Below are 16,022 nucleotides of genomic sequence, written 5' to 3'. Positions count from 1 at the left end.
TTTATTGCGGCGGTGCCAACCGGGCGCCGCCGTCATCATTTTCTGGAGGGGTTTATGACTGTTTCAACCACCAAGTCCATTCCCAAAATCGGCCGCGGTGCGCGCAAGAGCCTGTCCACCGACCCGACCCGGCTGGTGAGTTTTGCGCCGATGTTCGACGGCGCCAGCATGCCGCTGGTGTGCCGCCCGGCAGTGCCTGGTGTGAGCCTGGTGGAGTGGGCGACGGAGAATCGCGCCCTGATCGAAAGCAAGCTGCTTGATCACGCGGTGATTCTGTTCCGTGGCTTCCAGGTGGCCGACATCGCCGAATTCAACCGCTGTGTGGCGGCGATTTCCGACGGCGCCCTGGAGTACCTGTTCCGCGCCTCGCCACGGACCCAGATCACCGGTCAGTTCAAGATCTACAGCTCCACCGATTACCCGGCGGCGGAGAAAATCTTCCCGCACAACGAGCATTCCTATTCGCCGGTGTTCCCGCGTCACCTGTACTTCTACTGCGACACGCCCTCGACCACCGGCGGCGAAACACCGTTCGGCGACACCCGCGAAATCCTCGCGCGGATCGACCCGGCCGTGCGCGAGGAGTTTCAGCGTAAACGCATCATGTACGTGCGCAACTACGGCGACGGCATGGGGCTGCCATGGCAAACCGTGTTCCAGAGCGAAGATCGCGGCGAAGTCGAAGCCTACTGCGCCAAGATCGGCATTCAGGCCGAGTGGAAGTCCGGCAATCGCCTGCGCACCCGGCAAAACGGCCCGGCCATCGTGCGCCATCCGCTGACGGGCGAGCGCATCTGGTTCAACCACGGCACCTTCTTCAACGCGCTGACCCTGCCGGACAGCATCCGCGACAACCTGCTGCGTGAATTCGGCCCGCTGGACCTGCCGCAAAACACCTTCTTCGGCGACGGCTCGGCCATCCCCGACGACGTCATCCGCCACCTGCAAGGCATCTATCGCGACGTGATGGTCGAGTTCGCCTGGGAGAAGGGCGACGTGGTCCTGCTGGACAACATCCTCAGCGTGCATGCGCGCAACGAATTCACTGGCTACAGAAAAATCCTCACGGCCATGGCCATCGCGCAGAAAAGCGCCGACCTGGATCAGGAATAAGGACCCTCGACATGAACACCACCGCCCTCGAACCTTCGGTAGACGTTTTCCAGACTTCGGCTCAGCAGGCCTTTTATTTGCGCGCTCAGGAACTGGGCGGACAGCCGCTGTTCGCCGCCTTGACCGTGCCGGTCGCCCAGGCTGTGGAGGCGCAGGCATTGCGCGCGGCACTGGATGAACTGGGCCAGCGCCATGAAACCCTGCGCACGGTCTATCGCCGTTTGCCGGGGATGAAATGGCCGGTACAGAGCCTGTGCGATGAGTTGCCGGTCGCGTTGCTGGGTCGCGTGTCTTCGCTGGATGAAGCGCTAAACCGCAGCCGTGAAACCCTGACTGAGGCGTCGGATCGGGTGCTGGTGGTGGCGTCAGTGGAAACCACGGACGGTCAGCATTTCGTCACGTTGCTGGCGCTGGCCAGCAGCCTCGACGAAGCATCGCTGCGGGTGCTGTCGGCGGAGCTGGCGAGCCTGTTGCGCGGCGAAACACTGGCCGACAATCAGGAAGACTTGCAGTACCTGGATTACACCGCGTGGCAGGAAGAACTGCGCGAAGAAGACATCGGCCATCAAGGCGCCGCATTCTGGCGCAACCTGCAACAGCAGTTCGCGCAGGCCCATCATCTGCCTTTTGAAAAGGCCGTTGGAGTGACGCTGGCTCGCCATCAGGCGACGCTTGATGACGCGGCATGGTTGGCCGATGTGCAACGGCTGGCCGCCGCTCAGGGCGTCGAAGCGCAGCGCGTGGCGTTGTTGCTGTGGAGCGCGTTTGTGGCGCGCATCGGCAATCAGGAAAAGTTGCTGATGGGCTGGGAAGTGGCGGGGCGCAACGAGCAGACCGAAGCGACCCTCGGGCGTTTCGCCCGTCGTTTGCCAGTGGCGTTCGATCACCGCAGCCACGAAACCCTGGCGCAAGCGCTGGCCTCGTTTGCTGGCAACGTCGAGCAATCGCTGTCCTGGCTCGACTGCCTCAACGAGTTCGAACTGAGCGCTGAAGTCGCGACGCCGCTGCGTTATGGCCTGGCGTATCAGGCCGATGCCGACGCGAACATTGAAGTGGACGATGCCAACCCGGAAGTCCTGCGCCTGCGGGTTCAGGGCGAACAGTTGCAGCTATCGTGCCTGGCCGGTGCGGTGCCCGAGTCGATGCTGGCAGCGTGGCTGGAACAGTTTGTCGAATTCAGCCGCCAGTTGCTGACCTCGCCCGAGCTGACCCTGGGCCAGGCCACTCAGGTCAACGCGGTGCAACTGACCCGCTTGATCGAAGACTTCAACCCGCTGGCCGCCGAGCAGGCACTGCCGCATCGCTACCTGCAAGACCTGTTCACCGAACAGGCACGCCTGCATCCGCAGCGCATCGCCGTCAGCGTCAATGGCCAACGCCTGAGCTACGCCGAACTGGATGCACGCTCCAACCAGGTCGCCAATACCCTGCGCGCGCAAGGCGTTGCGCCGGATGAAATCGTTGCGGTCTACGGTCAGCGTTCGCTGGAAATCGTCATCGCACTGCTCGGCACACTCAAGGCCGGCGCCGCTTACCTGCCGCTCGATCCGAACTACCCGATCGAGCGTCTGGCGTTCATGTTGCAGGACGCCGCTGCGCGTCAGGTGTTGGCCTGTCAGCCGCTGCCGGAAGCGTTGCACGGCGAGCGGGTGATTTCGCTGATGCCGGAAACTGAAGTCTGGTCTGCATCGCAGGAACAGCCAGTCCCGCTGGGCGACAGCGCCCATCTTGCCTACGTCATTTACACCTCCGGCTCCACCGGCAAACCCAAGGGCGTGATGATCAGTCACGCCAACGCGGTGGCCTCGACCCTCGCACGCAGCGCGTTCTATCGTCAGCCGTTGCGCGCGTTCCTGATGCTTTCGTCGTTCTCCTTCGACAGCTCGGTGGCCGGGGTTTTCTGGGCGTTGGGGCAGGGCGCGACCCTGTGCCTGCCGGACGAAGACAGCTACAAGGACCCGGCGCTGCTGGCGGCGCTGATCCAGCGTGAAGAGGTTTCCCACTACCTGACCTTGCCGTCCTACCACGCGCAGATTCTCGAACACCTCGAAAACCCGGCGCTGGCGTGTGTGATTGTGGCGGGCGAAGCGTGCAGCAACGCCCTGGTCGCACGTCATCGCGAGGCCTTGCCGCAAGTGGCACTGGTCAACGAATACGGCCCGACCGAAGGCACGGTCTGGTGCTCGGCGTGGGAACTGCCGCTCGGTCAGGATGACGACACCATCCCGATTGGCCAGCCGATTCCGGGGATGCGCATTCACGTGCTCGGCCCGGACTTGATGCCGGTGGCCGTGGGCGTCGAAGGTGAGCTGTATGTCGGCGGCGCCGGCATTGCCCGAGGCTACCTCAAGCGTGCCACGCTGACCGCCGAACGTTTTGTGCCCGACCTGTTTGCGAAGCAGGCCGGTCAACGCCTGTACCGCACCGGCGACCTCGCACGCTACCGCGCCGATGGCGTGCTGGAGTACCTCGGCCGGGTCGATCATCAAGTGAAAATCCGTGGCTTCCGCATCGAACTGGGCGAGATCGAATCCGCCATGCGCAGCGCCCCCGGCATTGAAGACGCCGCCGTCATCGCCCGTGAAACGCCGACCGGTCCGCAACTGCTGGGCTTCGTGATTTCCCCGGCCGACACCGCCGACATCCGCCTCAACGAATTGCGCAGCCACCTCAGCGAAGCGTTGCCGGAGCACATGCAACCTGCGCGCTTGCAGGTGCTGGAACGTTTCCCGCTGATGCCCAACGGCAAACTCAACCGCCAGGCCTTGCTCGACCTCGACGTACGTCGCAGTGCCTTCGTCGCCCCGCGCACCGATCTGGAAAAAGTCCTCGCGGCGATCTGGGCCGAAGCGCTGCACGTGGAGCGGGTCGGCGTGCACGACAGTTTCTTCGAGCTCGGCGGTCACTCGCTGTTGGCAACGCGGATTCGTGCGCGGATTCAGGAAGAACTGAACCTGGCGATCCCGCTGAAGCTGTTCTTCGAGGGCGACACCCTGGAACGCCTGGCGGCGGAAATCGAGCAGTTCCGTCAGCACAGTGAACACAAAGAAAACGATGTAGACGCGCTGGAAGCGTTGTTCGACGAAGTGGATGAGGAACACACGCGATGAGTGCTGCACCGGACAGAATGATGACCCTGGCCCAGCGTTTCTGCGGCTTGAGCCTGGACGCGCGGCGTGCCTTGCAAGAAAAGATGCACGCGCAAGGCCTGACCCTTGAGCTGCTGCCGATCCCGCCAAGGGACCCGGCGGTCGACACGCTGCCGGCGTCGTACGCGCAGCAGCGCTTGTGGTTTTTGTGGCAGATGCAGCCACAGGCGACCGCGTACAACCTGACCGGTGCCTTTCGCCTCAGCGGTGAGCTGAACCGCGCCGCGCTGGCGCAAACCCTCGCCGCGCTGGTGCAACGTCATGAAGTGCTGCGCACCACTTTCGTGTTCGATGAGCAGCAAGTGCTGCAAAAAATCCACCCGCAGATGGACGCGCCGCTGGTCGAGGCAAACGCCGCCGACGAGGCCGAACTGCATCGCCAGGTCGGCCTCAACGCCGAGCAGCCATTCGATTTGCAGCACGGTCCGTTGATGCGCTGCCGGTTGATCCGCCTCGACGCGCAGCAGCATGTGCTGGTGCTGACGTTCCACCACATCGTCACCGACGGCGGTTCGCTGCCGATTCTGTTGCAGGAATTCACCCAGCTCTACGCGCAACTCAGCGCCGGGCAAGCGCCGCAACTGCCGGAACTGGGCATTCAGTACGCCGATTTCGCCCGTTGGCAGCGCCTGTGGCTGGAGGCCGGCGAGGCCGAGCGTCAGCTTGCTTACTGGCGTGAACAATTGGGCCGCGAGCACCCACCGCTGAACCTGCCGGCGGACCGTCGTCGCCCGGCGATCCCGAGCCAGCAGGGCGCCAGCGTCGAGCTGAACGTGCCGGCGGCCCTGGCGTCGGCTCTGAAAGATCTCGCCCGTCGCGAAGGCTGCACGCTGTTCATGGTGTTGATGGCGTCGTTGCAAACCCTGTTGCATCGCTACAGCGGCGAACGGGACATTCGCGTCGGCGTGCCGATTGCCAACCGTACCCGCCAAGACGTGGAAAACCTGCTGGGCTTTTTCGTCAACACCCAGGTGCTGCGTACCCAGCCCCATGCCGACCAGCCATTTATGCAGTTGCTGGCCGAGGTCAAGGCGGCGGCACTGGGCGCGCAGGCGCATCAGGATTTGCCTTTTGAGCAATTGGTCGATGGCCTCGATGTCGAACGCAGCCTGAGCCACACGCCATTGTTCCAGGTGATGTTCAACCACCAGCGCGATGCCGGCGGCGAACAGCGCTGGGACTTGCCGGGCCTGAGCGTCGAGCCGTTGATCTGGGATGAAAAGACCACCAAGTTCGAGCTGATGCTCGACACCGTGGAGAGCGACGACGGCATCCACGCCTCGTTCGTCTATGCCACCGAATTGTTCGACGCTTCGACCATCGAGCGTCTCGGCCAGCATTGGCTGAATCTGTTGCAAGCCATCTGCGCCGATAGCTCGGTCGCCTTGGCCGACCTGAACATGTTCGCCGCAGCCGAGCAGCACGCCACGTTTCTGGACTGGAACCGCAGCGCCGCTTCGCAGGCCACGAACTCTCTGTGCGCGCATCAACTGATCGAAGCCCAGGCCGCCGCGCACCCGCACAACATCGCGGTGACCTGCGATGGCGCGACCCTCAGCTACGCGCAACTGAACCAACAGGCCAACCGCATCGCCCATCGTCTGCGCGAACGCGGTGTCGGGCCGGATGTGTTGGTGGGGATCGCGCTGGAGCGGTCGCTGGAAATGATCGTCAGCGTGCTGGCGATCCTCAAGGCCGGTGGCGCCTACGTGCCGCTGGACCCGGAATACCCGCAGGATCGTCTGGCCTACATGCTGGCCGACAGCGGCACGCGCTTGCTGCTGACCGATTCCGCGCTGCTGCCGCGTTTGCCGTTGTCCGAAGGCATCGAAGTGATTTGCCTCGACCACGCCAGTGACTGGCTGAATGAGGCGTCCGTCGAGAACCTGCCGAACCTGACCTGCCCGGAAAACCTCGCGTACGTCATCTACACCTCCGGTTCCACCGGCAAACCCAAAGGCACCTTGTTGCCGCACAGCAACCTGACCCGTTTGTTCAGCGCCACCGAACACTGGTTCGGTTTCAACGCGGACGATGTCTGGAGCCTGTTCCATTCCTACGCCTTCGACTTCTCCGTCTGGGAAATTTTTGGCGCCTTGTTCTACGGCGGCAAGCTGGTGGTGGTGCCGCACGCCATCAGCCGTTCCCCGGAAGAGTTCGCTCGCCTGCTGTGCGATGAACAGGTCACGGTGCTCAACCAGACCCCGTCGGCGTTCCGTCAACTGATGCCGTTTGCTTGCGCCAATGCCCAGGGCATGGCCCTGCGTTATGTGGTGTTCGGCGGCGAGGCGCTGGACGTCGCGAGCCTGCGTCCGTGGTACGACGCGTTCGATGACCAACAGCCGTTGCTGATCAACATGTACGGCATCACCGAAACCACGGTGCACGTGACCTACCGGCCGTTGTCCCGCGCCGACCTTGACGGTGCCAACAGCTCGCCACTGGGCGAGCCGATTGCCGACCTGCGCTGGTACGTGCTCGACCCACGCCTGAACCCGGTGGCCAAGGGCTGCGTCGGCGAGCTGTACGTCGGCGGTGCCGGTCTGGCGCGGGGTTATCACCAGCGCGCCGATCTGACCGCCACGCGGTTTGTCCCGGACCTGTTCGCCGCCGAGGCGGGTGCACGCCTGTATCGCACCGGCGATCTGGCGCGCTATTGCGCCGATGGCAGCATCGAGTACGCCGGACGCATCGACCATCAAGTGAAGATTCGTGGCTTCCGCATTGAGCTGGGGGAAATCCAGGATCGTCTGCAAAGTCACCCGGCCATTGAACAGGCGCTGGTGCTGGCGCCCGAGATCAATGGCAGTCAGCAACTGGTCGCCTGGTTCACCGTCACCCAGGACGTCGCCGATTTGCGTCAGTCGCTGCGTGAACATTTGCAGGCCGGTCTGCCGGATTACATGGTGCCGGCGCATTTGCTCAAGCTTGATCAGTGGCCGCTGACCAGCAACGGCAAGCTCGACCGCAATGCGTTGCCCAAGCCTGATGCTGCCCTGGCGCAACAGGTTTACACGGCGCCGGTGGACGACCTGCAAGCCGAGTTGGCGGCGATCTGGCAAGACGTGCTCAAGCTTGAGCGCGTGGGGATCGACGACAACTTCTTCGAGCTGGGCGGCGATTCGATCATCTCGATTCAGGTGGTCAGCCGTGCGCGTCAGGCCGGGATTCGTATTACCCCGCGTGACCTGTTTCAACACCAGACCGTGCAGAGTCTGGCGAAGGTCGCGCAGCGCAGCGCCGGTCTGGTCATCGATCAGGGACCGGTGCGCGGTGATGTACTGCTGACACCGATCCAGCACTGGTTTTTCGAGCAGGCCATCGAGGCCCGGGACCACTGGAACCAATCGGTGCTGCTGGAACTTCGCGAGCCACTCGACAGCGCGTGCCTGCAACAGGCATTGGCCGCGTTGCTGGAACATCACGACGCGCTACGCCTGCGTTTGCATCAGGTGAATGGCGTGTGGCAGCAGGCTCAGGCCGAACACTGGAGCAGCGCCGAACTGCTGTGGCAGCGTCAGGCTGCGAACGCCGACGAGCTGCTTGAGCACTGCAACGCCGCACAGGCCAGCCTGAATTTGCACGATGGCCCATTGTTGCGTGCCTTGCTGGTGGACATGGGCGCGGCCGGTCAGCGCTTGCTGCTGGTGGTGCATCATTTGGCGGTGGACGGTATGTCCTGGCGTCTGTTGCTCGAAGATTTGCAAACGGCCTACGACCAGGCGCGTCAGGCTCAACCCCTGCGCCTGCCGGCCAAATCCAGCGCCTATCAAGCCTGGGCGGCGCGTTTGCAGCTGCATGCGCAAAGTCCCGCACTGGCGAGCCAAGCGGCTTACTGGCAGCGCCAATACCACGACGTGATGGTGGACCTTCCCGCCGATAATCCGCAAGGCAGCCTCGCCAGCCAACACGCCGTGAGTGTTGAAACCGTGCTCGACAGCACCTTCACCCGCCAACTGCTGCAAGACGCACCAGCGGCGTATCGCACGCAGGTCAACGACCTGTTGCTGACGGCGTTGGCGCGGGTGTTGGGCGACTGGACCGGCCAGCCTTCGACCCTGGTCAAACTGGAAGGTCACGGCCGCGAAGACCTGTTCGACGACATCGACCTGACCCGCACCGTGGGCTGGTTCACCTCGATCTTCCCGGTCAAGTTGACCCCGGCCAGCGATCTGGCCGGGAGCATCAAGGCGGTCAAGGAACAACTGCGCGCGGTGCCGGACAAGGGCATCGGCTTCGGCATCCTGCGGTATCTGGCGCAGGCCGGTCTTGAGGATTTGCCGCAGCCGCAGATCACGTTCAACTACATGGGCCAGTTCGATGCCAGTTTCGATGAGCAGGCACCGTGGCGCCCGGCCCGTGAAAGCGGGGGCGCCGAGCAGGGCGCTTCGGCCGCGCTGGACCGTGGCCTGAGTATTAACGGTCAGGTGTACGCCGGGCAACTGCGCCTGAGCTGGACCTTCAGCCGCGACGTATTTGCCGAGCATACCGTGCAGCGTCTGGCCGAGGCCTACGCTGGCGAACTGCAACAGCTGATCGAACACTGCCTGAGCGGTGCCGGTGGCCTGACGCCGAGTGACGTGCCGCTGGTCAGCGTCGATCAGGCGCAACTCGATGCACTGCCACTGGCGGCGCGTGAGATCGAAAACATCTTCCCGCTGTCGCCGATGCAGGAAGGCATGTTGTTCCACAGCCTGTTCGCCCCGGATGCCGGCGCCTACATCCCGCAAATGCGCGTGGACGTACAGGGCATTGACGTCGAGGCGTTCCGCAGCGCCTGGCAACAGACGCTGGAAAACCATGAAGTGTTGCGCGCCGCGTTCTTCAGCGAGAGCAATGGCTCGCGCCCGCTGCAAGTGATTCTGGCCAACGCCACGTTGCCGGTGACCGTGCTCGATTGGCGCAAGGAAGTGGATCAGGCACACGCCCTGGAACGTCTGGCCGAAGACGATCGCCTGCGCGGTTTCGACCTGGCAGCCGCGCCGTTGCTGCGCCTGACCTTGGTGCAGACCGCGAACGACACCCATCACCTGATCTTCACCAACCACCACATTCTGCTGGACGGCTGGAGCACCTCGCAGCTGTTCGGCGAAGTGTTGCAGCGTTACTCCGGCGTGATGTCGGTGGCGAGCGGCGGTCGTTATCGCGATTACATGACGTGGCTGGGCGGACGTGATCGCGCCGCGTGCGAAGCGTTCTGGCTGGAGCAGTTGCAGGCGTTCAACGAGCCGACACGTTTGGCCGGCGCGATGCCGGGACCGGTCGCAGGGCAGAGCGATAGTCATCGCACCGTTCACCTGAGCCTGGACCGGGCGGCCAGCGAACGCCTGAGCGGCTTTGCCCGTCAGGCCCGCGTGACACCGAACACCTTGCTGCAAGCGGCGTGGCTGTTGCTGTTGCAGCGCTACACCGGCCAGCGCACCGTCGCGTTCGGCGCCACGGTGTCGGGTCGTCCGAGCGAGTTGCAGGGGATCGAGCAGCAAGTCGGCCTGTTCATCAACACCTTGCCGGTGATCGCCACGCCGCATCCCGAGCGCACGGTCAGCCAATGGGTGGACGAGGTGCAGGCGCTCAATCTCAAACTGCGCGATGTCGAATACACGCCGCTGGCCGATGTGCAGCGTTGGGCCGGGCACTCCGGCGAGTCGCTGTTCGACACGCTGCTGGTGTTCGAAAACTACCCGGTCGCCGAGGCGCTGGAGGGCGGTAATCCGAGTGCGCTGAAGTTCTCGGGTATCAGCAATCACGATCAAACCAGTTTCCCGCTGGCCATCGCCGCCGAGCTGGGCGAGTGCCTGGACCTGCGTTTCAATTACGACACCGCGCTGTTTACCTGCGAGGCCATCGACGGCCTGAGCAAGCGTCTGGTAGCGTTGCTCGATGCCATGGTGCGCGAACCGCAACTAGCCTTGGGTCGCCTGAGCCTGCTCGACGCCGCGCAGACCGAGCAACAAGTGCAAGGCTTCAACGACACCGCCGTGACCTGGCCCGACGTGCGCCCGGTCCACCTGTGCTTCGAAGCCCAGGTGCTGAAAACCCCGGACGCCCAGGCGTTGGTGTTTGCCGGTCAGAGCCTGACGTATCGCCAACTCAACCAGCAGGCCAACCGCCTGGCGCACTACCTGCGCGCCCAAGGTGTCGGTGCCGAAGTGCTGGTGGGGATTGCCGCCGAGCGTTCGCTGGAACTAGTGATCGGTCTGCTGGCGATCATGAAAGCCGGCGGTGCCTATGTACCGCTGGACCCGGATTACCCGCGCGAGCGCCTGGAGCACATGTTTGAGGACAGCGGCGTGCACGTGCTGTTGACCCAGCGTTATCTGCTGGCGCAATTGCCGATTCCCGCCGGGACCACGGCGATCTGCCTGGACGACAGCGCTCAGCTGGTCGAAGGCTTGAGCGACGAAAACCTGCCGTGCGTGGTCGAGCTGCAATCGCTGGCCTACATGATTTACACCTCCGGCTCCACCGGCAAACCGAAGGGTGCGGCCAACCGTCACGATGCGTTGTACAACCGCATCGAGTGGATGCAGGGCGCGTACCCGCTGGACGGTCGCGACACCGTGCTGCAAAAGACACCGTTCAGTTTTGACGTGTCGGTGTGGGAATTCTTCTGGCCGCTGATGGTCGGTGCGCGCCTTGCGGTGGCCGAACCGGGCGCCCATCGCGACCCGGCGCAGCTGGTGCGTTTGATCGAGCAATATCAGGTGAGCACCCTGCATTTCGTGCCGTCGATGTTGCAGGCATTTGTTCAGGGCGAGGGCTTTGAGCGTTGCGCCAGCCTGCGGCAGATCATGTGCAGCGGCGAAGCGTTGTCGGCGGATTTGCAGAACAGCCTGTTCCGCGTGCTGCCCGGCGTCGGTTTGTACAACCTGTACGGGCCGACCGAAGCGGCCATCGACGTGACCCACTGGACGTGCGTCGATGACGGCTCGATCAGCGTGCCGATCGGTTACCCGATTGCCAACCTGGTGACCTACATTCTCGATGACAGCCTGCAACCGCAAGTGGCGGGCTGCGTCGGTGAGCTGTACTTGGGCGGCATCGGTCTGGCGCGGGGTTACCATCGCCGTCCGGACCTGACGGCCGAGCGTTTTGTTGCCAGCCCGTTCGGCGCACAGGGCGAGCGGCTGTATCGCACCGGCGACCTGGCGCGTTATCGCGATGACGGCGTGATCGAATACGTCGGCCGCATCGACCATCAAGTGAAGATCCGTGGCTTGCGTATCGAACTGGGTGAAATCGAAGCCTGCCTGCTGGAACATCCACAGGTGCGCGAGGCGGTGGTGATCGCGCTGGATGTCGGTAAATCCAAGCAACTGGTGGCTTACGTGGTCGGCCAGTCGCTGGCACTCGATGGGCTGAAGCAGCACCTGCGCAACGCGTTGCCCGAGCACATGCAACCGAGCCATGTGATGTTGCTGGAGCAACTGCCGGTGACGCCGAACGGCAAGCTCGATCGCCGCGCCTTACCGCAACCCGATCAGCAGGTTGGTGAATACGTCGCGCCGCGCAATGCCGTGGAGGCGACGCTGCAAGAAGTCTGGCAGGCGCTGTTCGAAGTGCCGGTCGGGATTCAGGACAACTTCTTCGAACTGGGCGGCGACTCCATCGTGTCGATCCAGGCGGTCAGCCGTGCGCGCAAGGCTGGCCTGAGCATTTCGCCGAAGCACGTGTTCAGTCACCCGACCATCGCCGAACTGGCGACCGTCACCCAGGCTGTGGACGCCGAGGAAGCCGCGCCGGTTGTGGCTGCACCGACGCTGAAAATCGAACTGAGCGCAGCGCAATATCAGGCGCTGGATTTGACGGCAGATGAGGTGGACGACGTTTATCCACTGTCGCCGATGCAGCAGGGCATGCTGTTCCACTCGGTGCAGGACGGCGACTCGGGGCTGTACGTCAACCAGATCGAAGTGGGCGTGCGTGGCGTTGACGGTCCGCGTTTCCGCGAAGCCTGGGCCGATGCCGCGCAGCGTCACGCGATCCTGCGCACCGCGTTCCTGTGGGAGGGCGACAAGGAGCCGCTGCAAGTGGTGCTGCGCAACGCTCCGGCGCTGCTGACCGAGCTGGACTGGCGCGGTCTGGATAACCAGCCCGAGCGTGTGCGCCAATTGGCCGCCGATGAACGTGAACGTGGCTTCTCGCTGAACCGCGCGCCGTTGTTGCGCCTGCTGCTGGTGCGTCTGGAAGACGACCGTTATCGGCTGATCTGGACCTATCACCACATCCTCATGGACGGCTGGAGTGTGTCGCGCCTGATCGGTGAAGTGCTGCGTCATTACAGTGGCGACGCGCAGGAACCGGTGGCCGCGTATCGCGACTATATCGACTGGCTCGGCCAGCAAGTCGCCGAGGCCAGCGAAGCGTTCTGGAAAGACAAACTCAATGCCCTCGAAGGCGCCACGCACCTGGCCCGCGCATTGCCAGTGAAGGCGCCGCAAGCGGGTTATCACGCGATTTACACGCACCTGAATGCGCAGCAGACCGCACGTTTGCAGGCGTTTGCCCAGCAACAGCAAGTGACGCTCAATACCCTGGTGCAAGCCGCGTGGCTGCTGCTGTTGCAGCGTTATACCGGCCAGCGCACGGTGACGTTCGGCGCCACGGTGTCGGGCCGACCGGAAACCCTCAACGGTTCGGAGAACATGCTCGGGCTGTTCATCAACACCTTGCCGGTGGTCAACAGCGTGCCGACCGAGGCGAGCGTCGGTGACTGGCTGCGCGAGATCCAGGCCTACAACCTCGACATCCGCGACTTCCAGCAAACCCCGCTCAGCGACATTCAACGCTGGGCCGGGCAGGGCGGGCAGTCGCTCTTCGACAGCATCATCGTTTTCGAAAACCAGCCGGTGGACCGCACGTTGCGCGAGTGGAACGGTGATTCCCTGCGCTTCGAAGACGTCTCCGATTTCGGCCTGACCAGCTTTGCGATGGACTTGATGGTCAGCCTCGATGAAGGGCTGCGCATCGAGTACATGCACCAGCGCGATCAGTTCGGCCTCGCCACTGTCGAAGTGCTGCGCAGCCACATGGAAAGCCTGATGCAACGTCTGTGCGACAACGCCGGGCGCGCCGTCGGCGAGATCGGTTTGCTGACGCTGGACCAAGGCCGGCAACTGGACGGCGAGCTGCCGATGCTGGCCGACGACCACGAACGGCCGGTGCACGAGCTGATCCGTGAGCGAGCGCGGCTGCAACCGGAGCACACCGCGTTGGTGCTCAGCTACGCCGACCGCGACGCCGAACAGTTGAGTTATGCCGAGCTGGATCGTCGTTCCGACGCACTCGCGGTGCACCTGCTGGAGCAGGGTGTGCAGGCCGAAGACGTGATCGGCGTGTTCATGGAGCGCTCGCTGGAACTGGTGGTTTCGCTGCTGGCGGTGATGAAGTGCGGCGCCGCTTACGTGCCGCTGGACCCGCAATATCCGCAGGAACGCCTGCGCTACATGATGGCCGACAGCGACATGCGTTTGCTGCTGACCCAGGAGCGTTTGCGTGACACGGCGCAGCTCAATCCGGGCACGCCGATGGTCGCCGTGGATCGCTTGAACCTCGACATCGAGGTGACGGCACCGCAAAACAACGTACACGCCGAGCAACTGGCCTACCTGATTTACACCTCGGGCTCGACCGGCAAACCGAAAAGCGTCGCCGTGGCCCACGGGCCGTTGAGCATGCACGTGCAGGCGATTGCCGAGCTGTACGAAATGGACCCCGCCAACCGTGAACTGCATTTCATGTCGTTCGCCTTCGACGGTGCCCATGAACGCTGGATCACCGCGCTGATCAGCGGTTCGACCCTGGTGGTGCGCGACAACACCTTGTGGACCGCCGAACAGACCCTGGCGGTGTTGCATCGCCAGCGCATCACCGTCGCCTGTTTCCCGCCGGCGTACTTGCTGCAACTGGCCGAACACGCCGAGTTGCAGGGCGGTGATCCGCCAACCGTGCGCATCTATTGCTTCGGTGGCGATGCGGTGCCGGACGCCACGTTCGAGCGGGTCAAGCACACGCTCAAACCGCAATACCTGGTGAATGGTTACGGTCCGACGGAAACCGTGGTCACGCCGCTGCTGTGGAAAATCGCTGCCGACGGTCACTGCGAGGCGATGTATGCGCCGATTGGCCGCCGCGTCGGCACCCGCAGCCTGCATGTGCTGGACATGGACCTCAATCCGTTGCCGGTGGGCATGGTCGGCGAACTGTACATCGGCGGTCGTGGCGTTGCGCGTGGCTACCACCGTCACCCGTGGCAAACCGCCGAGCGTTTTGTCGCCGACCCGTTCAGCCGCGACGGCGGTCGCTTGTACCGCACCGGTGACCTGGTGCGCCGCCGCGAGGATGGCGTGTTCGATTACGTGGGGCGCATCGACCATCAGGTCAAAGTGCGCGGCTTCCGCATCGAACTGGGCGAAATCGAAGCTCGTCTGCGCGAGCAAGTCGGGGTCAATGACGCGCTGGTGGTGGTGCGTGACGGCGGGCAGGGGCCGCAACTGATCGGCTATGTGGTCGCGGCTGAAGACGACGGCCTGGGCCTGCGTTGTCAGGCGGCCCTGCGTGAAAGCCTGCCGGATTACATGGTGCCGACGCAGGTCGTGGTGTTGCCGCGTTTCCCGCTGACACCGAACGGCAAGCTTGACCGCAAGGCCTTGCCCGACCCGACCTTCGAGGGCCGCGACTACGTGGCCCCGCGCACACCGCTGGAATGGGCGCTGGCCGAGATCTGGCAGCAAGTGCTGGGCGTCGACAAAGTCGGCATCACCGACAACTTCTTCGAGTTGGGCGGCGACTCGCTGCGCACCCTCAAAGTGATCTCGAAGGTGCGGGCGCTGAACGAGCCGGGCTTCCAGTTGAAACTGCGCGACATGATGGCCAAACCGACCATCGCCGGGTTGTCCGGTGTCGATGAGCAACCGCTCAAACAGAGCCCGGAACCGTTGCTGCTGTTGAACCAGCCGGTGGACGATCAACCGGCGCTGTTCTGCCTGCACGCCGGGTTCGGCACGGTGTTCGACTACGAACCGCTGGCCCGTCGACTGGAAGGCCAGCGCACGGTGTATGGCGTGCAATGCCGCATGTTGCTCGACCGTCAGTGGCACGACACTTCGCTGCAGCAAATGGCTGCGGACTACGTCGAAGCAATCCGCCGCAAGCAACCGCAAGGCCCGTATCACTTGCTGGGCTGGTCGTTGGGCGGGGCGTTGGCGTTGATGGTCGGCGACCTGCTTGAACAGCAGGGCCAGCGTGTGGCATTCGTCGGCCTGGTGGACAGCTTTGTGCCGACCCAGGCCAACGCCGTCGCCAGTGTGGATGAGTGGCGGGCGGACCTGCGCGAGTTCCTCGGTGCGACCTTGAGCATGGACAGCGATGCCATTGCCCAGGCGTTGAGTGTCGAAACCACGGGTGATCAGGACGCTGTCGCACGGATCATTCGCACGGTGATCGACACCGAAGGCGAGCAGGCCAGCGGTTACGCATTTCTGGGGGCCGATGAGTTGGCGCAGACGTTCATGGTCAGCACGCGCTTGAAGGCGTTGTCGCGGCAGGTCGAGACCTTGCCGCTGCCGCACGCCGAACTGTGTTGCTGGTGGGCCGATGGCAACTCGACGGCCGAACGCGCGACGCTGGAGCGTCAGCAACCACGGCTGCGCAAAGTGCAAACCGTCGCCGCCAGCCACTTCGATATCCTGCAACGGGATGAATGCCTGAGCGCTGTGGTGACGGCACTCGGTCGCGAGGTGGTGGCGCAGGACTAAGGTT

Annotated in this window: 3 protein-coding genes; all 3 read left to right on the top strand. The window is 63.8% G+C overall.

The features are described from left to right. Positions 1-54: 54 nt before the first annotated feature. The 3 genes from KGB24_RS07470 to KGB24_RS07460 are packed head-to-tail and all read left to right on the top strand — an operon-like array spanning position 55 to position 16,018. Entirely contained in the window at positions 55-1,113 is a 1,059-nt protein-coding gene (locus tag KGB24_RS07470) for a TauD/TfdA family dioxygenase (RefSeq protein WP_008032309.1), read from the top strand. An 11-nt stretch (positions 1,114-1,124) separates the two neighbouring features. Then, positions 1,125-4,223: a non-ribosomal peptide synthetase gene (locus tag KGB24_RS07465; protein ID WP_223414197.1), complete on the top strand. Its 3,099-nt coding sequence runs from the start codon at positions 1,125-1,127 to the stop codon at positions 4,221-4,223. After that, the gene (locus tag KGB24_RS07460) at positions 4,220-16,018 is read left to right on the top strand and encodes an amino acid adenylation domain-containing protein (RefSeq protein ID WP_223414198.1); all 11,799 of its coding nucleotides are present in this window, start codon (positions 4,220-4,222) and stop codon (positions 16,016-16,018) included. The genes KGB24_RS07465 and KGB24_RS07460 overlap by 4 nt, the downstream gene beginning before the upstream one ends. Positions 16,019-16,022 lie beyond the last annotated feature (4 nt).

It is taken from the genome of Pseudomonas sp. BF-RE-25 (assembly GCF_019956105.1).
Classification (GTDB): Bacteria; Pseudomonadota; Gammaproteobacteria; order Pseudomonadales; family Pseudomonadaceae; genus Aquipseudomonas; species Aquipseudomonas migulae.
The sequence above is the reverse complement of the archived record's forward strand: the minus strand, read 5'-3'. Positions and strand labels throughout refer to the sequence as shown.